The sequence below is a fragment of the Streptomyces sp. NPDC048436 genome, assembly GCF_043200355.1.
In the GTDB taxonomy this organism is placed as follows: Bacteria; Actinomycetota; Actinomycetes; order Streptomycetales; family Streptomycetaceae; genus Streptomyces.
Genome location: NZ_JBICXP010000002.1, coordinates 433,148 through 452,080 on the forward strand (window position 1 = coordinate 433,148; position 18,933 = coordinate 452,080).

General features: G+C 71.0%; 15 protein-coding genes and 2 pseudogenes. 10 read left to right on the forward strand and 7 right to left on the reverse strand.

Annotation, left to right across the window (positions count from 1 at the left end):
- Positions 1–19: 19 nt before the first annotated feature.
- The 3 genes from ACGFX9_RS08500 to ACGFX9_RS08510 are packed head-to-tail and all read right to left on the reverse strand — an operon-like array spanning position 20 to position 2,816.
- Entirely contained in the window at positions 20–769 is a 750-nt protein-coding gene (locus ACGFX9_RS08500) for a cupin (protein ID WP_393466781.1), read from the reverse strand.
- Complete coding sequence (locus tag ACGFX9_RS08505; RefSeq protein ID WP_393466783.1) at positions 763–1,686, reverse strand: PmoA family protein; 924 nt, start codon at positions 1,684–1,686, stop codon at positions 763–765. The genes ACGFX9_RS08500 and ACGFX9_RS08505 overlap by 7 nt, the downstream gene beginning before the upstream one ends.
- Positions 1,683–2,816 carry a Gfo/Idh/MocA family protein gene (locus tag ACGFX9_RS08510; protein ID WP_393466785.1) on the reverse strand — a complete coding sequence of 378 codons (1,134 nt, stop codon included), beginning with the start codon at positions 2,814–2,816 and terminating at the stop codon, positions 1,683–1,685. Before ACGFX9_RS08510 ends, ACGFX9_RS08505 begins: the two co-directional genes overlap by 4 nt.
- Positions 2,817–3,160: 344 nt before the next feature.
- Here ACGFX9_RS08510 and ACGFX9_RS08515 point away from each other — a divergent pair, with 344 nt between their 5' ends.
- Positions 3,161–4,504 (forward strand): Gfo/Idh/MocA family protein, encoded by a 1,344-nt coding sequence (locus ACGFX9_RS08515; protein WP_393466788.1) that lies wholly within the window; start codon positions 3,161–3,163, stop codon positions 4,502–4,504.
- Positions 4,505–4,606: 102 nt separating this feature from the next.
- Here ACGFX9_RS08515 and katG read toward each other — a convergent pair whose 3' ends face one another.
- Complete coding sequence (katG, locus tag ACGFX9_RS08520) at positions 4,607–6,835, reverse strand: catalase/peroxidase HPI (RefSeq protein ID WP_393466791.1); 2,229 nt, start codon at positions 6,833–6,835, stop codon at positions 4,607–4,609.
- Positions 6,836–7,090: 255 nt separating this feature from the next.
- On the opposite strand from katG, the gene ACGFX9_RS08525 reads away from it, so the two are divergent.
- The 8 genes from ACGFX9_RS08525 to ACGFX9_RS08560 all read left to right on the forward strand — a co-directional run bounded on the left by ACGFX9_RS08525 (position 7,091) and on the right by ACGFX9_RS08560 (position 14,599).
- Positions 7,091–7,504 carry a Fur family transcriptional regulator gene (locus tag ACGFX9_RS08525; RefSeq protein WP_393466793.1) on the forward strand — a complete coding sequence of 138 codons (414 nt, stop codon included), beginning with the start codon at positions 7,091–7,093 and terminating at the stop codon, positions 7,502–7,504.
- Between the two features lie 120 nt (positions 7,505–7,624).
- Complete coding sequence (gene ltnD, locus ACGFX9_RS08530) at positions 7,625–8,590, forward strand: L-threonate dehydrogenase (protein WP_393466796.1); 966 nt, start codon at positions 7,625–7,627, stop codon at positions 8,588–8,590.
- Between the two features lies 1 nt (position 8,591).
- Complete coding sequence (gene otnK / locus ACGFX9_RS08535) at positions 8,592–9,872, forward strand: 3-oxo-tetronate kinase (protein ID WP_393466799.1); 1,281 nt, start codon at positions 8,592–8,594, stop codon at positions 9,870–9,872.
- Positions 9,869–10,543, forward strand: coding sequence for an aldolase (locus tag ACGFX9_RS08540; RefSeq protein ID WP_393466802.1), 675 nt, complete (start codon positions 9,869–9,871; stop codon positions 10,541–10,543). Before otnK ends, ACGFX9_RS08540 begins: the two co-directional genes overlap by 4 nt.
- A gap of 75 nt (positions 10,544–10,618) precedes the next feature.
- Positions 10,619–11,923 carry an MFS transporter gene (locus ACGFX9_RS08545; RefSeq protein ID WP_393466804.1) on the forward strand — a complete coding sequence of 435 codons (1,305 nt, stop codon included), beginning with the start codon at positions 10,619–10,621 and terminating at the stop codon, positions 11,921–11,923.
- A 32-nt stretch (positions 11,924–11,955) separates the two neighbouring features.
- The gene (gene otnI / locus ACGFX9_RS08550; RefSeq protein ID WP_393466807.1) at positions 11,956–12,774 is read left to right on the forward strand and encodes a 2-oxo-tetronate isomerase; all 819 of its coding nucleotides are present in this window, start codon (positions 11,956–11,958) and stop codon (positions 12,772–12,774) included.
- A complete protein-coding gene (gene denD / locus ACGFX9_RS08555) occupies positions 12,771–13,811 on the forward strand; it encodes a D-erythronate dehydrogenase (RefSeq protein ID WP_393466809.1) in 1,041 nt (346 codons plus the stop codon). The genes otnI and denD overlap by 4 nt, the downstream gene beginning before the upstream one ends.
- A gap of 17 nt (positions 13,812–13,828) precedes the next feature.
- Positions 13,829–14,599: a FadR/GntR family transcriptional regulator gene (locus ACGFX9_RS08560; RefSeq protein ID WP_393466812.1), complete on the forward strand. Its 771-nt coding sequence runs from the start codon at positions 13,829–13,831 to the stop codon at positions 14,597–14,599.
- Here the strand turns inward: ACGFX9_RS08560 and ACGFX9_RS08565 are convergent.
- Entirely contained in the window at positions 14,583–16,556 is a 1,974-nt protein-coding gene (locus ACGFX9_RS08565; protein ID WP_393466814.1) for an acetoacetate--CoA ligase, read from the reverse strand. The genes ACGFX9_RS08560 and ACGFX9_RS08565 overlap by 17 nt on opposite strands.
- Before the next feature lie 26 nt (positions 16,557–16,582).
- Positions 16,583–17,164: pseudogene (locus tag ACGFX9_RS08570) on the reverse strand (FAD-dependent monooxygenase); the annotation flags it as partial.
- Between ACGFX9_RS08570 and ACGFX9_RS08575 the strand changes: the two are divergent.
- Positions 17,143–17,265: pseudogene (locus ACGFX9_RS08575) on the forward strand (hypothetical protein); the annotation flags it as partial. The pseudogenes ACGFX9_RS08570 and ACGFX9_RS08575 overlap by 22 nt on opposite strands.
- 96 nt (positions 17,266–17,361) lie before the next feature.
- On the opposite strand, the gene ACGFX9_RS08580 reads toward ACGFX9_RS08575, so the two are convergent.
- On the reverse strand, positions 17,362–18,867 hold the full coding sequence (locus tag ACGFX9_RS08580; protein ID WP_393466817.1) for a hypothetical protein: 1,506 nt from the start codon (positions 18,865–18,867) through the stop codon (positions 17,362–17,364).
- Positions 18,868–18,933: the final 66 nt, after the last annotated feature.

Here is an 18,933-nt window from a genome sequence, read left to right on the forward strand (position 1 = left end):
TCTGTCTGAGAGAGGGTGGTCACTCGCCGTGGTACGGGAGCGTGGTGCCCGGCAGTTCGTACTCGTCGCGGCGCCCGCACATGCCGTAGCCGCCCAGGCGGGACGGACGGCTGTCGTACGAGCCCGCCCCCGCGAGGTACTCCGGGCCGCCGCCCGCTTCGATGGCGTCGAGCTGCGCGCCGGTGCGCTCGGCGGTGGCGAGCGCGCCAGCCTGCCACAGCTCGCGCCATACGGGGACCTTGTCCCGGACGAGCCGGGCCGCTGCCTGCTGGAACTCCAGGTAGGGGCCGTTGTCCCCGGCCCTGAGCGCCTCGCGCAGCGGCAGATATCCCTCGACGGCCAGATCGCGGCGCTTGCGGGCGGCGGCTTCCGCCTCCGGGCCCGTCTTCGCGGGGAGCCTCGCGGCGGCGGCGTACCGCTCGGGGTCGGCGAGCACGTCGGGCGGGAAGGTGAAGACGGCGTCCCCGGCCTCGGGCAGGCCGCTGTTCTGCATCAGGACCGTGATCCGCAGATCGCCGCCCTGCACCATGCGGTGCACGGTGCCCGGCGTGAACCACGCCACCGAGCCCGCTTCCAGGGGGACATCGCGGTAGCCGTCAGGGCTGAGCGTCTGGACGGCGCCGCGGCCACCGGTGACGACGTACGCCTCCGTGCACACCAGGTGCAGATGCGGGCTGCCGCCGCACACGCCGTCGGCCGCCTCCCAGTCGTAGGCGGTGAGGTGCGAGAGGCCGACCGCTCCGGGCAGGGGGTGCGGAAGGCTCACCATGCCAGTCCCTTCAGGTGCGTGGCGACGCGGTCGCGGTCCCAGGCCCCGTCGGCGACCACGACGCGGTAGCGGTAGGTGAAGGACGCGCCGGGTGCCAGCTCGAACTCCTCGAAGAACGCCCAGGAGAACGCGACGGTCGGGATGGGCTCCGAGCGCACGAACCAGTGCGACTCGTGGACGGCGCTCGTCGCGTCGAGGTTGTCGGGCGCATGGGCGAAGACGAGCGTGGAGTGCGCGTCGACGTCGTCGTGTTCGCCGGTGAAGGCAAGCCAGGGGCCTTGGGTGCCCATCAGTTCACCCGCGCCCTTGTCGCCGTCCGGCCCGAAGGCGGCGCCCCCGGTGAAGTCGCGCGGGCCGCGCCACTGCAGGCCCGTGTATCCGGCCATCTCGCGGCCCGCGGTGGTCGGCGAGCCGAAGTGGAGCGGTTCGGAACGGGTGTTGGTGAGGCGGATCGACCAGTCGAGTGCCCAGGATCCGGCTTCCTCGTCGACCGAGTGGACGGTGATGCCACGCTCCTCCTTGGCCCACTCCTGGCCGCCGTTCTCGATCCAGGTGAGCTCTTCGGCGAGGCTCAGGCGGTCGTCCTCAACGTCGATGGCGGAGAAGCCGTCGTGACGCATGGAGCCGATGCGCTCCGGCAGACGCAGATAACCCTCGCCGTGGACATAGCAGTTGCCGCCCCAGAAGTTCTGGCCCGACAGATGACTCGCGGTCATCTGGAGACCCTTGTGCCAGCGGTGGTCGTTCGGCCGGTATCCGGAGACCTGGTGTCCGGCGAGGGTGCGCAGGGGGTGGATGTAGGGCTTGCGGGCCTCGAAGGCGTCCGGGTCCGGCGCGTACACATAGCTGAGCAGCTCGATGCCGCCGGAGCGGACCGTGATCCGCTCGCCGTGCGTGTGGGTGACCTGAATCGTCATCGCGTGGGGCTCCAGTCGGGGTGGCTGCCGTGCATGGCCGGGTAGTAGGGGTCACCGGCGGTGATCTCGCCCGCGCGCACCGGCTGTCCGGTGAACGCCGACTTGTAGAGGGCGGCGGCGAATTCGAGGGTGCGGCGGGCGTCGGCTCCGCTGCCCGGAGGCCGTACGCCCTGCTGGTAGGCGTCCAGGAGAGCGCCGAGCTGGGCGGCGTGCGAGCTGGGCACGTCGGCGGCGGGGGTGCGCCAGGCGGTGGGGCGCTCCGTATCGACGTGCGGGGCGGGGGTGTAGACCCAGTCCTCGTTGGAGTGGCCGTAGAGATGGGTGAGTTCGACCGTCGCGTCGGCGCAGTCGACGCGGATGCGGCTGACCTCGTCCGGTGACAGGACGCTGTTGACGACGGTGGCGAGCGCGCCGCTCTCGAAGCGCACCAGGGCGGTCGAGACGTCCTCGCTCTCGGTGTCGTGGACGAGGCGGGTCGCCATGGCGCGCACCTCGGACCAGTCGCCCAACAGATGCAGGAGCAGGTCGAACTGGTGGATGCCGTGCCCCATGGTGGGACCGCCGCCCTCGCTCTCCCACCGGCCGCGCCACGGCACCGCGTAGTAGGCGCTGTCCCGGTGCCAGGTGGTCTGGCAGTGCGCGACCCGGGGTGCCCCGAGCTCGCCGCTCGCGATCAGCTCGCGGGCGTGTACGGCGCCCGAGCCGTAGCGGTGCTGGAAGACCACCGACGCGTACGCTCCCGAGGCCTCCTCGGCGGCGGCGATCTCGTCGTACTCGGCGAGCGAGAGACACAGCGGCTTCTCGCACAGCACCCACGCGCCCGCCTTCAACGCGGCCACGGTCTGCGCCCGGTGGAGCGACGGCGGGGTCCCGATCAGGACCAGGTCCGGCCGGACGGCCTCCAGCATCGCGTCGAAGTCGGCGTAACCCTCGACGTCCATGCCCTGCGCCCCGGCCTCCGTGCGGAACGCGTCGAGCCGGGCGGGGTCGACATCGACGGCGGCTCTCAGCTCGATCCGGTCGGCATGGGCCCGCAGGGCGGGCAGATGACTGCCGGTCACGATGGAGCCGGTGCCGACGACGGCGGCGCGCAGAGGGGTGGCGTGCAGCCGAGTGGGGGTGGAGGACATACGGTCTCCTCGAACGAGCTAGAAAGCGCTTGCACTGGGGCGACCCTAGGCATCGGGCGAATGTCAGGACAAGACCCCGGAGCGGAAAACTGAAACGACTCAATATGTGGACGGCCGGCGGCTGCGCCCCGATAGAGGCGCGAGGAACTGCGCCACAAGCCACAGCGGACCCGCAGACTCCGAAAGACCGGCGGGAGCACCCCGGTGCGGGCGGCGGCCGTTGGCCGCGGACCCTCTTGTCCGGCGCGGTTACGCGTGCAACCGTTGCCGCGCGATCACGGCCTCCCCCGCGATGCCCGCCTCCGGACCTGCCACCCCGTCTCTCTTCCCGAAGGGATTCCCGCATGCCCCTCGCCGCCGCGCTCCGTCGCCGCTGTGCCGTGGTGGGCCTTGGTGCCCGCGCCCAGCTCTTCACCGAGGCACTCGCAGGGCCCTACGCCGACCGGATCGAGCTGGCCGGTTTCTGCGACGTCAACGCGCACCGCATGGCCGTCCACAACGAATGGATCGCGACCGCCCACCCCGGCCGCCCGCCCGTACCCGCCTACTCCGCGGACGAGTTCGACGACATGCTGCGCCGCGAGCGCGTCGACCTCGTCGTGGTGTGCACCGTCGACCACCTGCACGACCACTACATCGTGCGGGCGCTCGAAGCGGGCTGCGACGTCATCACCGAGAAGCCGATGACCACCACCGCCGAGCGGGCGCGCCGCATCCTCGACGCCCAGCGACGCACGGGCCGCGAGGTCCGGGTCGCCTTCAACTACCGCTACAACCCTGTGCATTCGGCCGTGCGCGAGCTCCTCGCGCGGGGTGAGATCGGCGAGGTCGGCTCGGTGCACTTCGAGTGGCTGCTCGATCTGCGGCACGGCGCGGACTACTTCCGGCGCTGGCACCGCGACAAGGCCAACTCCGGCGGCCTGATGGTGCACAAGGCCACCCACCACTTCGACCTGGTCAACTGGTGGCTCGGTGCGCGGCCCGACACGGTGTACGCGCAGGGCGGGCTCTTCTTCTACGGCGATGAGGCGGGCACCAGGCGCGGCCTTGCCCGGGATTACACCCGCGCCCACGGCTCCCCCGCGGCCGAGGCCGACCCCTTCGCCATCCGGCTGGCGGAATCACCCGTGCTCAGCGCCCTGTACCTGGACGCGGAGTCGGCGGACGGCTACCACCGCGACCAGAACGTGTTCGGCCCCGGGGTGAGCATCGAGGACGACATGGCGGTCCTCGTGCGCTACTCCTCCGGCGCCTTGCTCACGTACCACCTCACCGCGTACGCGCCCTGGGAGGGCTATCGCATCGCCTTCAACGGCAGCGAGGGACGCGTCGAGCTCCTGGTGGAGGAGTCCACCTGGACCCGCCCCGATGCGCGGTCCGACGGAGCCGGTGCCGTCCTGCACGGTGCGGAGGCCGGGGAGGACGCCGGGCGCACCCAACTGCTGTTGCGCCGCTTCTGGGAAGAGCCGCGGGAGGTGAAGGTGCCCACGGGTGAGGGCGGGCACGGCGGCGGGGACGTGCGCATGCTGGCCGACCTCTTCGGCGAGCGGACCCCCGGCGAGCCGGACGCCCTGGGCCGCGCGGCGGACGCCGTCGACGGGGCGCGCTCCCTGGTCACGGGGCTCGCCGCGAACAGTTCCTTCACCACGGGGCTTCCGGTCGACGCGCGGGGCGTCCTGGACATCTGACCGGCAGCTCCTGAAGGCGAGTTGCCCCGGGGCGCGGACATGCTCGTAGAGGTCGGCCCGCGTCGCGGGCCGACCTCTACGACACACTCAGACCTGTCTCGCTCAGACGAGGTCGAACCGGTCCAGGTTCATCACCTTGTCCCACGCGGAGACGAAGTCCTTCACGAACTTCTCCTTCGCGTCATCGCTCGCGTAGACCTCCGCGAGCGCGCGCAGCTCGGAGTTCGAGCCGAAGACGAGGTCGGCTCGGGTGCCGGTCCACTTGACCTCGCCCGTGGCCGCGTCGCGTCCCTCGAAGGTGCTCTGGTCGCCGGACGTCGACTTCCACGTCGTACCCAGGTCGAGCAGGTTGACGAAGAAGTCGTTGGTCAGGGACCCGGGCGTCGTGGTGAAGACACCGTGCTTCGATCCCTGGTGGTTCGCGCCGAGGACGCGCAGGCCACCGACGAGGACCGTCAGCTCGGGGGCGCTCAGGGTCAGCAGGTTGGCCTTGTCGAGCAGCAGGTACTCGGCGGGCAGGCGGTTGCCCTTTCCGGCGTAGTTGCGGAAGCCGTCCACGGCAGGCTCGATCGCGGCGAACGACTCGACGTCCGTCTGCTCCTGCGTGGCGTCCACGCGGCCCGGCGTGAAGGGGACCTCGATGTCGAAGCCCGCGTCCTTGGCGGCCTGTTCGACGGCCGCGGCACCGGCGAGCACGATCAGGTCGGCGAGCGAGACCTGCTTGGAGCCGCCTTGGGCGTTGAAGGACGCCTGGATGCCGTCAAGCGTGCGCAGTACCGCCGCGAGCTGGTCGGGGTTGTTGACCTCCCAGCCACGCTGCGGCTCCAGGCGGATGCGCGCGCCGTTGGCGCCGCCGCGCTTGTCGCTGCCGCGGAAGGACGAGGCCGCCGCCCACGCGGTGGACACGAGCTCGGACACCGACAGGTCGGAGGCGAGGACCTGGCTCTTGAGCGAGGCGATGTCCGCGGCGTCGATGAGGTCGTAGGTCCGCTCGGGGAGCGGGTCCTGCCACACCAGCGTCTCCGCCGGGACCTCCGGGCCCAGGTAGCGGACGATCGGGCCCATGTCGCGGTGGGTCAGCTTGAACCACGCGCGGGCGAAGGCGTCCGCGAACGCGTCGGGGTTCTCCAGGAAGCGGCGCGAGATCTGCTCGTAGACCGGGTCGATGCGCAGCGACAGGTCGGTCGTCAGCATCGTCGGGGCGTGGGTCTTGGACGCGTCGTGGGCGTCGGGGACGGTGCCCGCGCCGGCGCCGTCCTTCGGCCGCCACTGGTGGGCGCCGGCCGGGCTCTTGAAGAGCTCCCACTCGTGGCCGAACAGGATCTCGAAGAAGCTGTTGTCCCAGGCGGTCGGGGTGTTCGTCCAGATGCCCTCGAGGCCACTGGTGATCGCGTCGGCGCCCACGCCGGTGCCGTGCGTGCTCTTCCAGCCCAGGCCCTGCTGCTCCATCGGGGCGGCCTCGGGGTCGTCGCCGACGCTGTCCGCGGGGCCCGCGCCGTGGGTCTTGCCGAAGGTGTGACCACCCGCGATGAGGGCGACCGTCTCCTCGTCGTTCATCGCCATCCGGCGGAACGTCTCACGGATGTCGCGGGCCGCCGCGAGCGGGTCCGGGTTGCCGTTCGGGCCCTCGGGGTTGACGTAGATGAGGCCCATCTGGACCGCGCCGAGGGGGTTTTCCAGCTCGCGGTCACCGGTGTAGCGCTCGTCGCCGAGCCAGTCGGTCTCGGGGCCCCAGTAGACGTCCTCGTCGGGCTCCCAGACGTCCGCGCGTCCGCCGCCGAAGCCGAAGGTCTTGAAGCCCATCGACTCCAGGGCGACGTTGCCGGTGAGGACGATGAGGTCGGCCCAGGAGAGGTTCTGGCCGTACTTCTTCTTGACCGGCCACAGCAGGCGGCGCGCCTTGTCCAGGCTCGCGTTGTCCGGCCAGCTGTTGAGGGGCGCGAAGCGCTGCTGGCCCGCCCCGGCGCCGCCGCGGCCGTCGCTGATGCGGTAGGTGCCGGCGCTGTGCCAGGCCATCCGGATCATGAAGGGGCCGTAGTTGCCGAAGTCCGCGGGCCACCAGTCCTGCGAGGTCGTGAGGACCTCGGCGATGTCCCGCTTGACCGCCGGGAGGTCGAGGGCCTTGAAGGCCTCCGCGTAGTCGAACTCCTCGCCGAGGGGGTTGGCCACGGCGGGGTTCTTCGCGAGGATCTTGAGGTTGAGCCGCTCCGGCCACCACTGGCGGTTTCCGCCGCCCTGGGTCGGGTGGGGGGCACGCGTGTGCGCGACCGGGCAGCCGCCTGTCTCTTCCGGCTTGGGGTCGGTGACGATCGCGTCGTGGTTCTCAGTCATGGGAATCCTTCCGGACGGGGCGGATCTCTAGCTCCAGAAAACTGGGGTGTGGAAGCCGGCGAGCGGGGCACCGGATACCGGGGCGAACTGACCCGTCTCCTGAAGTCACGTGCCTTTCCCTGCTGTTGCCCTGTCCCTTGACCCTTGGCTGTCGGCCGGAACCGATCCTACGATGGACATAGTCCAAGTCAATACGGCAGACGGGCCCGTACGAACTCAATCGTCGGACAACGCACAGTTAGGCTGGTGGGCGGCATGAGCGACCTGCTCGAACGGCTTCGCGGGCGCGGCTGGCGGTTGACCGCTCAGCGCCGGGTGGTTGCCCAGGTGCTCGACGGTGAGCACGTCCACCTCACCGCTGACGAGGTGCTCGCCCGCGCCACCACACTACTGCCGGAGATATCTCGCGCCACGGTCTACAACACGCTGGGCGAGCTCGTCCTGCTCGGCGAGGTGATCGAGGTGTCGACGGGCCGCGCCAAGCGCTATGACCCCAATGCCCACCACCCGCACCAGCACTTGGTGTGCTCGGGCTGCGGCGCCATCCGGGACGTCCATCCCGGTGGCGACCGCCTGACCGAACTCCCCGCTTCCGAGAGATACGGATTCACCGTGTCCGAGGCCCAGGTGACGTATCGGGGGCTGTGTCCGGACTGCTCGGCGGCGTGACCCGGGTCGGTGTCGACCCCATGGCCAAGGCTCACATCAACAGGTCATCATATGACCTGACCGCCGCACGGATGCGGAGCCGGGCCATGCCCCGGACGGCACAGCGAGACGAGGACGGGCATGAACGACCAGGGCAGGTCGGCGCGGCCGCGCGTAGGCGTGGTGGGCCTGGGGGCCATGGGGCTCGGCATGGCCCGCAGCCTGCGGAGGGCGGGCTTCGACGTGGGCGTCCACGATCTGCGCCCCGAAGTGGCCGCGGCCTTCGCCGAGGAGGGTGGCACGGCCCACGCCTCTGCCGGTGAACTGGCGGGCGCAGTGGACGTGTTGGTCGGCGTGGTGGTCAACGCGGCGCAGGTCGAGTCGGTCCTGTTCGGCACCGGCGACGGCACGGGCGGCGCGGCCGAGCGGCTGCGTCCGGGGTCCGTCTACGTCATGTGCTCCACGGCCGACCCCGCCTGGTCCGCCGAGCTGGAGAAGCGCCTCGCCGAGCGTGGCGTGCTCTACCTGGACGCCCCCATCTCCGGTGGCGCCGCCCGGGCCGCGAGCGGTGAGCTCACCATGATGACCTCGGGCGCCCCCATCGCGTACGCGGTCGCCGACCCGGTGCTCGAAGCCATGAGCAGCACGGTCTACCGCCTGGGAGGCGAGGCCGGCATCGGCTCCAAGGTCAAGATCGTCAATCAGCTGCTCGCGGGCGTGCACATCGCCGCGGCGGCGGAGGCGATGGCCCTGGGCATCAAGGCGGGCGTACCCGCCGAAGCGCTGTACGAGGTCATCACGCACAGCGCGGGCAACTCGTGGATGTTCGAGAACCGCATGGCGCACGTGCTCGCCGGGGACTACGCGCCGCTGTCCGCGGTCGACATCTTCGTCAAGGACCTGGGGCTCGTACTCGACGCGGCCCGCCCCGAGGAGTTCCCGCTCCCTCTGGCGGCGACCGCCCACCAGATGTTCCTCCAGGCGTCGGCCTCCGGTCTTGGCGCCGAGGACGACAGCGCGGTGATCAAGATCTTCCCCGGGATCGAGCTGCCCGGGCAGGGGCCCGAGCAGAGGTCCGCGCAGCGGCCCGAGCCGAGGGAGGTCTGACGTGGGATTCCGACTCGGGTGCATCGCCGACGACTTCACCGGCGCCACCGACCTGGCCAACAACCTGGTGCGCGCGGGCATGCGCGTGGTCCAGCTCATCGAGGTACCGGAGGCGGGCGCCGGGAAGCCGGTCGACGCGGACGCCGTGGTCATCGCCCTCAAGTCGCGGACCACACCGGCGGCCGATGCCGTCGAGGCCTCGCTGCGGGCCCTCGACTGGCTGCGGTCCGCGGGCGCGGAGCAGATCTACTTCAAGTACTGCTCGACCTTCGACTCGACGCGGGCCGGCAACATCGGTCCCGTCACCGAGGCCCTGATGGACGCGCTGGGCACCGACTTCACGGTGGCGACGCCCGCGTTCCCCGACAACGGGCGCACGGTCTTCAAGGGACACCTCTTCGTCGGTGACGTGCTGCTCAGCGAGAGCGGCATGCGGCATCACCCCCTGACGCCGATGACCGACTCCAACCTGGTGTCCGTGCTCGGCGCGCAGACCGCGCGGCCCATCGGCCTCATCGACCACACCGTGGTCGCCGCCGGTGCCGGGGCGATCCGGGAGCGCGTCGGCGAGCTGCGCGAGGAGGGCGTCGGCGTCGCGATCGTGGACGCCGTCTCCAACGACGACCTCGTACGCCTCAGTGCCGCCGTCAAGGAGCTGCCGCTGGTGACCGCCGGTTCAGGCCTGGCCATCGGGCTGCCCGCGAACTGGGGGTTCGAGCCGTCCCCCGCCGCCGCCCGACTGCCCCCGCCCGGCGGCCACCAGGCCATCGTGTCCGGCTCGGTCTCCACCGCCACCAACGGCCAGGTCCTGGAGTTCCTGCGCGGCGGCGGACCCGCGTTCAGCGTGGACCCGCTGCGGATCGCGGCCGGTGAGGACGTGGCCGGGCAGGCCCTGGCCTTCGCCGCCTCGCACTTGGCCGACGGTCCTGTACTCGTCCACTCCACCGAGGCACCCGAAGCGGTCCGCGACGTCCAGGGGCGCCTCGGCGTCGCCGAAGCCGGTGCGCTCGTCGAACAGGCCCTGGCCCGCGTCGCCCAGGGGCTCGTGGAACTCGGCGTACGTCAACTCGTCGTCGCCGGCGGCGAGACCTCGGGCGCGGTCGTGCAGGCCCTCGGCCTCACCGGACTGCGCATCGGACCGCAGATCGACCCCGGGGTGCCATGGTGCGCGGCGGCCCTCCCTGACGGCGGCACCCTCCATGTCAGCCTGAAATCCGGCAACTTCGGCGGGCCCGGCTTCTTCACCACGTCCTTCGCCCACCTCGGCCGGGAGACGGCATGACCGGGCTTTCCGCCCCTGCCGTGGACGAGGCACGCGCCGAGATCGTCCGGGTGGGCACCAGCCTCTTCGCCCGCGGATACGTCCACGCCAGCGCCGGCAACATCAGCGCGCGGGTCGGCGACTCCCACCTGATCACGCCCACCGACGCCGCCCTCGGCTTCCTCGACCCCGAGCGCCTGGCCCTGGTCGACGCCAGGGGCGAGCAGATCGCGGGCGACCGCGCCAGCAAGACCCTCGCTCTCCACCAGCGCATCTGTGCCGCCGACCGCACGGCACGGTTCGTCGTCCACACCCACTCCACGCATCTCGTCGCGCTCACCCTGGCCGGTGTGTGGAGCACGGACGACGTGCTTCCGCCGCTCACCCCGTACTACGTGATGAAGGTCGGGCACGTCCCGCTCATCCCCTACCACCGGCCGGGCGATCCCCGCGTGGCCGACCTGGTGACCGGACACATCGCTGATCGCGCGGCACACCGCACGCCGATCAGGGCCGTCCTGCTCGACCGGCTCGGCCCCGTCGTCTGGGGTCCCGACGCCGCGTCCGCTCTCGCCGTCCTCGAAGAACTCGAGGAGACGGCACGCCTCTGGCTCCTGACGGACCGTCGCCCCGAGCCGCTCCCCTCCCCCGCTCTCGACGAACTCAAGGCCGTGTTCGGCGCCTCTTGGTGACCCCGCATGGTGACTCCGCTTGGTGACCCCGCACCGCCCGTCCGAGAATCCCCTGAGCCGCAGTAAGGATTCCGCATGTCCACGTCCACCGCGACGGCCGATACCCCCGGCCTCGACCGCGAGAACGCCGTGTTCCGCAAGGTCGTCCTGCGCATCGTCCCCTTCCTGATCCTCTGCTACGTCTTCTCCTACCTGGACCGCGTCAACGTGGGCTTCGCGAAGCTCCAGATGTCGGACGACCTCGGCCTCAGCGAGGCGGCGTACGGTCTGGGCGCCGGTCTGTTCTTCATCGGCTACTTCCTCTTCGAGGTCCCCTCGAACCTGATGCTGCAGCGCGTCGGGGCCCGCACCTGGATCGCCCGGATCATGATCACCTGGGGTCTGGTCTCGGCGGCGTTCACGTTCGTCACCAACGAGACGATGTTCTACGTGCTCCGCTTCCTCCTCGGAGCCGCGGAGGCCGGTTTCTATCCGGGCGTGATCCTCTACTGCACCTACTGGTTCCCGTCCCACCGCAGGGCCCGCGTGATCGCGATGTTCATGTCGGCGATCCCCGTCGCCGGTATCTTCGGCAACCCGCTCTCCGGCTGGATCATGGACACCTTCGACGGGACGAACGGCTGGCAGGGCTGGCAGTGGATGTTCCTGCTCGAAGCGATCCCGGCCCTCCTCATCGGCGTCGCCACGCTCTTCTACCTCGACAATGGGGTGCGCAGCGCCAAGTGGCTCTCCGACGAGGAGAAGGACATCGTCGAGGCAGCGATCGCCAAGGACACCGCGCACCAGACGCACGGCAAGGTCCGGGACGGCTTCCGCGACCCCAAGGTGTGGCTGATGTGCCTCATCTACTTCTGCTTCGTGATGGGCCAGTACGCCCTTACCTTCTGGCTGCCCACCTTCGTCAAGTCGACCGGCATCGAAGACAACTTCACGATCGGCGTGCTCAGCGCCGTGCCGTTCGTGGCCGCGCTGGTCGCGATGAACCTCTTCGGGCGCTCCGCGGACAAGCGCCGCGAGCGCCGATGGCACCTGGTCGTACCGAGCCTCATGGGCGCCGTCGGCTTCTCCCTGGCCGCCGGCTGGAGCGGCTCCACCGCCCTGTCCCTGATCGCCCTGTCCTTCGCCGCGGCCGGCGTGCTGACCTGCGCCCCGCTGTTCTGGTCGCTGCCCACCGCGTTCCTCAGCGGCACGGCCGCGGCGGCCGGGCTCGCCGTGATCAACTCGGTGGGCAACCTGGCCGGGTTCGTCAGCCCGTACATGATCGGCGCGCTCAAGGACGCCACCGGCTCGACCTCCATCCCGATGTACGTCCTGGCCCTCAGCCTCGTCGTCGGCGCGGCCGCCGTGCTCGCCACGAAGAAGGAAGTGGTCAACCGATGACCGGCGCCACCGGCCCGAACACAGGAGCAACCATGCCGAGGTTCGCCGCGAACCTTTCCATGATGTACACCGAGCACGACTTCCCCGACCGCTTCGCCGCGGCCTCGGCGGACGGCTTCGAAGCCGTCGAGTACCTCTTCCCATACGGCCACGAAGCCGGTGAGCTGCGGCGTCGGCTCGACGACAACGGCCTGCGGCAGGTGCTGTTCAACGCGCCGCCCGGCGACTGGGACTCCGGGGAGCGGGGCATCGCCTCGCTGCCGGGCCGCGAGGCCGAGCTCCGCTCCGGGATCGACCGGGCGCTCGACTACGCCGCCGTGCTCGGCTGCGGCCAGGTCCACGTCATGGCGGGACTTACAGCGCCGGACGCGACGCCCGATCAGCTGGCCGGGCACCGCGACACCTATCTGGCCAACCTCGCCTGGGCCGCCGAGCGGGCCGCCGCCGTGGACGTCGACCTCCTGATCGAGCCGATCAACGGCCGTGACATGCCGGGCTACTTCCTGCGCCGCCAGGCCGAAGCACACGCCGTCGTCCGGGAGTTGGGTGCCCCGAACCTCAAGGTGCAGCTCGACCTCTACCACTGTCAGATCGTGGAGGGCGACCTCACCACGACGCTGCGCCGGGATCTTCCGACCGGCCGCGTCGGCCATCTGCAGATCGCGGGCGTGCCCGACCGCCACGAGCCCGACCGGGGCGAACTCGACCTCCACCACCTGCTCGACGTCATCGCCGAGCTGGGCTTCGAGGGGTGGATCGGCTGCGAATACCGCCCCCTCGCCGGTACGAGCGAGGGGCTCGGCTGGCTCAAGAACTTCCGCGACGAGAACTACCGGGGAGACAAGGCATGAGGATCGTCATCACGGGTGGCTTCGGCTTCCTGGGACAGCAGGTGGCCGACGCCCTGCTCAAGCGCCGGACCCTGTGCGGCGCCCCCGTCGACAGCCTTGTGCTCGCCGACCGGTTCGTACCCAGTGGGTCGCCGCTCGCCGCCGACCCGCTGGTGAACGTCGTACAAGGCGACCTGAACGAGCGCCTCGACGAGATCTTCGCGGAGCCGGTGGACGTCCTGATCCATCTGGCCTCCGCGGTCTCGGCCGAGTGCGAGGCCGACTTCGACCTCGGCATGAGCGCCAACCTGGACACCACCCGCGCGCTGCTCGACGCCGCCCGCGCGCAGACCGCGGCGGGCGGGCCGACACCCCGGCTGGTGTTCTCCAGCAGCGTCGCCGTCTACGGGTCCGACCCCGCGCTGCCGCTGCCGCCCATGGTCAGCGAGTCGACGCTGCCCACGCCGCAGTCGAGCTACGGGACGCAGAAGCGCGTCTGCGAGCAGTTGGTCGCCGAGTACACCCGCAAGGGCTTCGTCGACGGACGCGTGGCGCGGCTCATGACCGTGTCGGTACGGCCGGGCAAGCCCAACGCCGCCGCGTCCGGCTTCCTGTCCGGCATCGTCCGCGAACCCCTCTCCGGCCTGGCGGCCATCTGTCCGGTCAGCCCTTCCCTGCGGGTCGCCCTGGCTTCACCGCGGCGCACGGTCGAGGGCATCCTCCGCATCACCGAGGCCGGACGCGGCAGCGGACCCGGTGACCTCATCGGGGCGCTGCCGGTCAACCTGCCCGCGCTCACGGTGACGGTCGCGGAGATGCTCGACACGCTGCGCCGGGTGGCGGGCGACACCGTGGCCGATCTCGTGACGGTCGCGCCCGACCCCGCCGTCGAGGCCATCGTCGGCTCGTGGCCCGCCGTGTTCGACAACGCGCGCGCCACGGCGCTCGGCCTCGAACCCGACGAGAGCTTCGAGTCGGTGCTGCGGGCGTACGTCGATGACCACCCCGGAGCCGTCACCGTCGGCGCCCTGCCCGCGACCGGTCCTGTCGGGGCCTGACGGATAGACTGACGAACATGTTCTCCAAGGTGAGTGGCCCCATTCGGCTCGCGGACCGGGTCGCCGCGATCCTCTCCGAGGAGATCGAGTCCGGGCGTCTCGCCGAGGGCGACAAGCTGCCGACCGAGGTCGAATTGGTCAAGCAGCTCGGCGTCAGCCGCACCGTGATCCGCGAGGCCGTCTCGCGACTGCGCAACGCGGGTCTGGTCGAACCGCGCCAGGGCCGGGGCGTGTTCGTCATGCCCCGGCGGACCCGGCCGCTCGACCTGGAAGCCGAGGCCTCCGGCACCTCCGGCACCAAGGCCAAGGTCATGCAGATCGTGGAGGTCCGCCGCGCCATGGAGGGCGAGGCGGCCTCACTCGCGGCCACCCGGGCCACTCCGGACGACGTCGCCCGGATGCGGGAGTCCCTTGCCGCGATCGACGAGGCGGTCGCGGCCGGCGGTGACGGTGTGGACGAGGACCTGGCGTTCCACCAGTCGATCGCCGAGTCGACCGGCAACACGGTGATGGTCTCCACCGTGCGGTATCTGGGTGAGGTGCTGCGCGGCGGCATCCGCGTCACGCGGGCCAACGAGGCGCGGCGCGGCGACTTCATCGAGGCGGTCCGCGTGGAGCACCACGCGATCCTCGCGGCCATCGAGTCCGGTGACGCGCGGGCGGCCCGCTCGGCCGTCCGGCGTCACATGAAGCACGCCGCGTCCCGGCTCCAGGACGCGGACGACGGCTTCTGGACGGAGACGGACGACCTCGAGGTGGACCTGGACGCGGCTACGCCTGCTGAGTGAGCTGTCGACGGCGCTCGGCACCTATGCGGGCGAAGTAGGCGATGAGCTCGGGGTCGTCCACCGCGGCGGGATTCACGACCTGCTCGGCGGATGCACCCTGGAGCAGGCGCTTGACCGGCACTTCGAGCTTCTTGCCGGTACGGGTGTGCGGGATGCCGGGAACCTGGAGGATCTCGTCGGGTACGTGCCGGGGCGAGGCTCCGGTGCGGATGACCCGGCGGATCGTGTCGCGCAGGGTGTCGTCCAGGACGGCGCCTTCGGCGAGGACCACGAACAGCGGCATCCAGTAGCCGCCTTCCGGCTCCTCCGCGCCGATCACCAGGGCTTCGGTGATCTCCGGGAGGTGCTCGACGACATCGTGGATGTCGGCGCTGCCGAGGCGGACGCCGTTGCGGTTGAGGGTGGAGTCGGAGCGGCCGTGCACGACGACCGAGCCGTGGGAGGTGTGCGTGATCCAGTCGCCGTGCCGCCACACACCGGGGTAGGTGGTGAAGTAGGCGTCGCGGTAGCGGGTGCCTTCGAGGTCGTTCCAGAAGTACAGCGGCATGGAGGGCATGGGCCGGGTGACGACCAGCTCGCCGACCTGATCGCGCACGGGTCGGCCATCGGTGTCGTACGCGGCCAGGGCGACACCGAGATTGGGCACGGAGAGTTCTCCCTCCCAGACCGGGGTCGTGGAGGCGCTGCCCGCGAAGCCCGATACGACATCCGTACCGCCGCTGCCTGAGGCCAACTGCACGTGTGCACCAACGTGTTCGCGGACCCAGGGGTACGCGGACGCGGGCAGGGCGGAGCCGGTGCAGCCGATGGCGCGGACGGCCGACAGGTCGTGGACGGACGGCGTGATGCCGAACTTGGCCATGCCCAGGAGGTATTGGGGGCTGGTCCCGAAGAGGGTGACGCGGTGGCGCGCGGCCAGTTCCCACAGCACGTCGGGGCGGGCGAGCGGGGCCGGGCTGCCGTCGTAGGTGCAGGCGGTGGCGCCGGTGAGGAGGGTGGAGACCACCAGGTTCCACATCATCCAGTGGGTGGTGGTGTACCAGAGCAGACGCTCGCCGGGGCCGAGGTCGGAGTGCAGGCCGAGGGTCTTGAGGTGTTCGAGCAGTACGCCGCCGTGACCGTGGACGATGCCCTTGGGCAGTCCGGTGGTGCCGGAGGAGAAGACGACCCAGAGCGGATGGTCGAACGGGACGGGTACGCAGTCCAGTTGCTCGGTCCGCCCTGCCGCGTCCTCCCACGTGACGGCCGGCCGCCCGGAGTCGGCGGGCCAGGGCAGTCCGACGCGCTCCACCAGGACCGTGGCCTTGAGGGTGGGCAGGGCGCGGCTCAGGTCGAGGGCGGCATCGCGGCGGTCGTGGGTGGTGCCGTTGAAGAGGTAGCCGTCGGCGGCCACGAGCACGGTGGGTTCGAGCTGGGCGAAGCGGTCGGCGGCGGCCTGCGGGGCGTAGTCCTGGCCGCAGACCGACCAGAGCGCGCCGAGGCTTGCGGTGGCCAGGAAGGCGACGACGGCGTGCGGGGTGTTGGGCAGATAGCCGACGACCCGGTCGCCCTGACCGACGCCGAGTTCACGCAACGTCGCGGCCACGGAAGCGACTTGACCGCGCAGCTCCTCCCCCGTCACCTCATAGCTCGCGCCCGTCTCGTCGAGGGCGATGAGCGCGGGCCGGTCGGGGCTCAGGTGACGCAGGGCGTGCTGCGTGTAGTTGAGCGTGGCGCCGGTGAACCAGCGCGCCCCCGGCATCTCCTCCTCGGCGAGGACCTCTTCGTACGGAGTGGCCGCGTCGATGGCGAAGTGGTCCCAGACGGCGGCCCAGAACCCTTCGAGGTCGGTGACCGACCAGTCGTGCAGGGCCGGGTAGTCGCCGGGGTCCATGCCGACGCCGCGGGCGAACTCCGCGATGCGGCTGGTCGCCGTGGTGTCCGGATCGGGGGTCCAGAAGGGCTCGGGCGTGGGCATGACGGGGCGCTCCTCGTTGAGGCGGGTCATGAGCATGAAACGGATAGAGGGCGGGTGGCAAGGAGGGGAGCCCAGGTCGCGGCGTCGGTGAAGTGCCCCGCACCCGACGGCACGGTGTCGAGGACGACGCGGTCGGGCCGCAGGAGCACGCCGTCCGCCCGGCCCGCCCGCAGCCACGCGGCGAGGGCGCCGTCGGCGTACGTCACGCGAGCGCCGAGTACGTCGTCGACGGCCCGGTCCTGGCCCCCGGTCATCGTCCAGCCCATCACGACCGCGAGGCGGATCATGTGCCGGGCGTGGGGTGCCCTCTCACTCTCGTAGGTGTCCAACAGCCGTTCATCGGCGCCCTGTTGGAGTACACGGGCCAGCTTCCAGGCCAGGTTGTGGGCGTCGCGCAGCCCCGCGCACAGGCCGACCGCGTTGCGCTGCTCGCCGAGGTCGATGCGCCCGTCGGGGGTGGCGATGGTGGCCGTGACGACATCGCCCGTGTGCAGGTAACGCGGGTTCTTCGCCTGGCTGTTGAAGAACGACTTCCACTTCACGGTCGGCGGTAGCAGCGCCCCGATCTTCTCGACCACCTTGGGTGGTGCCTTCAGCGCCGTACCACCTGTCCGTCAACGGCGCGCCGCGCCAGGACCGCACCCTCGCCGACATGATCGTGCGCCCGGCACAGGCGCTGACGCTGCTCGCCCGCTTCCAGCAACTGGCCCCGGGTGACCTGCTGCTCACCGGCACAGGCCCAGGAGGTGGCGCGCCGACCGCTGCCGTTGGCGGTTCGGGGCTGAGGCGGCACCCGGCGGAAAAGTCAGCCCCGGTTCGATGCCCGTACCGCGGGGCTCACATGGATGCGAAGGTCGCCGAACCGGTGGGACGGCCAGTCGTGGGCGTAGCCCGGCGGCTCGTCCTGAGCCGCGGTGAGGCTGGCCGTCGGCGTGTGCTGTGCGGTCCGTAGCAGGTCCGCCCGAGTGGTGCTGGCGTTGTGGCCGTACGCCTGGGCGGAGGAGCACCCGGCGTAGAACGCGATCGGGAGCGCCTCCTCCCCGGTCAGCACGCACGGCGGCCGTACGCCGATGCGGTGGAGCTCGGACGCCGTACGGGCCCAGGCCTGGCGGCCCGCGGTGGAGCGGTCAACGGCGCCCTCCAGCACCGCGTACTGCACGGCAAGATGACCCACAAGGGCCAGCGCCATCGACGTCACGACCACCGGCCGCCATGCTCCACGCGCGGATGTGACCAGGTGGGTGAGGGCGTCGGCGACCGGGATGGCGAGCAGCGCGTAGAAGGGCAGCAGGAAGCGCGGCGCGGCGTAGCCGATCATGAACAGGTACGGGATGCTCGCCGTCGTGGCGCAGGCCAGCGGCAGGAGTGTGCGTGCGGTGCGCCGGGCCCTGACCGCGACCACAAGACCGAGCGCGGCGAGCAACGGCAGGGCGAACCACCAGGCGATCACCTCCGGGCCCGGAAGTGAGCTGCTGCACGGACGACACAGGGTCTGACCGCGCAGACTGCGCAGCTGATCGAGGACGGCGATGTTCCAGCCAAGTCCCCCCTGGATCCGGGAGGCGTCGGCCAGCCGCGCGCTCAGTCCCCCGAAACCGGCGTACGCCTCGACGACCCACGCGACCGCCCCGCTCGCCAGCCCCACGGAGAGCGCAGCCAGCAGTCGTGGCCGCCACCAGCGGCGGACGCAGACCAGTACGGCGAACAGGGGGAGGCTCACCCAGACGGCGTCGGTGGGCCGCATCCACGCCATCAGCCCCACGCTCGCGCCCACGCCCCACAGCGCGGCCCGGTCGAAGCGGTCCGCCTGGGCGCGCAGGAGGTGGCCGACGGCGGCCAGGGCGCCGATCGCGACCCAGTAGTTGGGCATGACCTCCGGGCCGTAGAACACGGTCACCCAGAGCGTCGCGAACAGCGCACCGGCGAGGGCCACCACCCGTACGGGAAAGAGTCCGCGCCAGGCACGAAGGGCCAGGAACAGGCCGAGTCCGGACAGCAGGGCGAGATAGACCCTCAGGAGTGAGGTGGACGACGACCACGAGGCGATGGGCGCGACCAGCAGTGAGATCCCGCGGGAGCGGGGTGCGCTGAAGAAGGCCGCCGGGGCGTGCCCGCTGACCTGGCTGACGTACACGGTCTCGTCCCAGCCGAGGCCCATCCCGGGCCGCACCAGCGCCAGTTGGACCAACGTAAAGCCGACCGCCACGGCGGCCGGCCACCACTGGCCCCCGGTGCGGCCCTGAGTGCGGACGGCCGGCATCGGGCCGCGACGCTCCGTCTCGACGAGCGGAACGTTCAGGGTCTTGACCATCGCCCACCTAACATAAAATCGTTAGAAACGTGGACAAAATACCCCGCACTGGTGAGGAGCGCAGGG

Excerpts from the sequence above, each read along its gene's own strand:
- ACGFX9_RS08560 (WP_393466812.1), top strand. The coding sequence starts at position 13,829 with ATGTTCTCCAAGGTGAGTGGCCCCATTCGGCTCGCGGACCGGGTCGCC.
- ACGFX9_RS08580 (WP_393466817.1), bottom strand. The coding sequence starts at position 18,867 with ATGGTCAAGACCCTGAACGTTCCGCTCGTCGAGACGGAGCGTCGCGGC.
- ltnD (WP_393466796.1), top strand. The coding sequence starts at position 7,625 with ATGAACGACCAGGGCAGGTCGGCGCGGCCGCGCGTAGGCGTGGTGGGC.
- ACGFX9_RS08515 (WP_393466788.1), top strand. The coding sequence starts at position 3,161 with ATGCCCCTCGCCGCCGCGCTCCGTCGCCGCTGTGCCGTGGTGGGCCTT.
- ACGFX9_RS08505 (WP_393466783.1), bottom strand. The coding sequence starts at position 1,686 with ATGACGATTCAGGTCACCCACACGCACGGCGAGCGGATCACGGTCCGC.
- ACGFX9_RS08525 (WP_393466793.1), top strand. The coding sequence starts at position 7,091 with ATGAGCGACCTGCTCGAACGGCTTCGCGGGCGCGGCTGGCGGTTGACC.
- ACGFX9_RS08500 (WP_393466781.1), bottom strand. The coding sequence starts at position 769 with ATGGTGAGCCTTCCGCACCCCCTGCCCGGAGCGGTCGGCCTCTCGCAC.
- ACGFX9_RS08545 (WP_393466804.1), top strand. The coding sequence starts at position 10,619 with ATGTCCACGTCCACCGCGACGGCCGATACCCCCGGCCTCGACCGCGAG.
- katG (WP_393466791.1), bottom strand. The coding sequence starts at position 6,835 with ATGACTGAGAACCACGACGCGATCGTCACCGACCCCAAGCCGGAAGAG.
- ACGFX9_RS08540 (WP_393466802.1), top strand. The coding sequence starts at position 9,869 with ATGACCGGGCTTTCCGCCCCTGCCGTGGACGAGGCACGCGCCGAGATC.
- ACGFX9_RS08510 (WP_393466785.1), bottom strand. The coding sequence starts at position 2,816 with ATGTCCTCCACCCCCACTCGGCTGCACGCCACCCCTCTGCGCGCCGCC.
- ACGFX9_RS08565 (WP_393466814.1), bottom strand. The coding sequence starts at position 16,556 with ATGCCCACGCCCGAGCCCTTCTGGACCCCCGATCCGGACACCACGGCG.
- denD (WP_393466809.1), top strand. The coding sequence starts at position 12,771 with ATGAGGATCGTCATCACGGGTGGCTTCGGCTTCCTGGGACAGCAGGTG.
- otnI (WP_393466807.1), top strand. The coding sequence starts at position 11,956 with ATGCCGAGGTTCGCCGCGAACCTTTCCATGATGTACACCGAGCACGAC.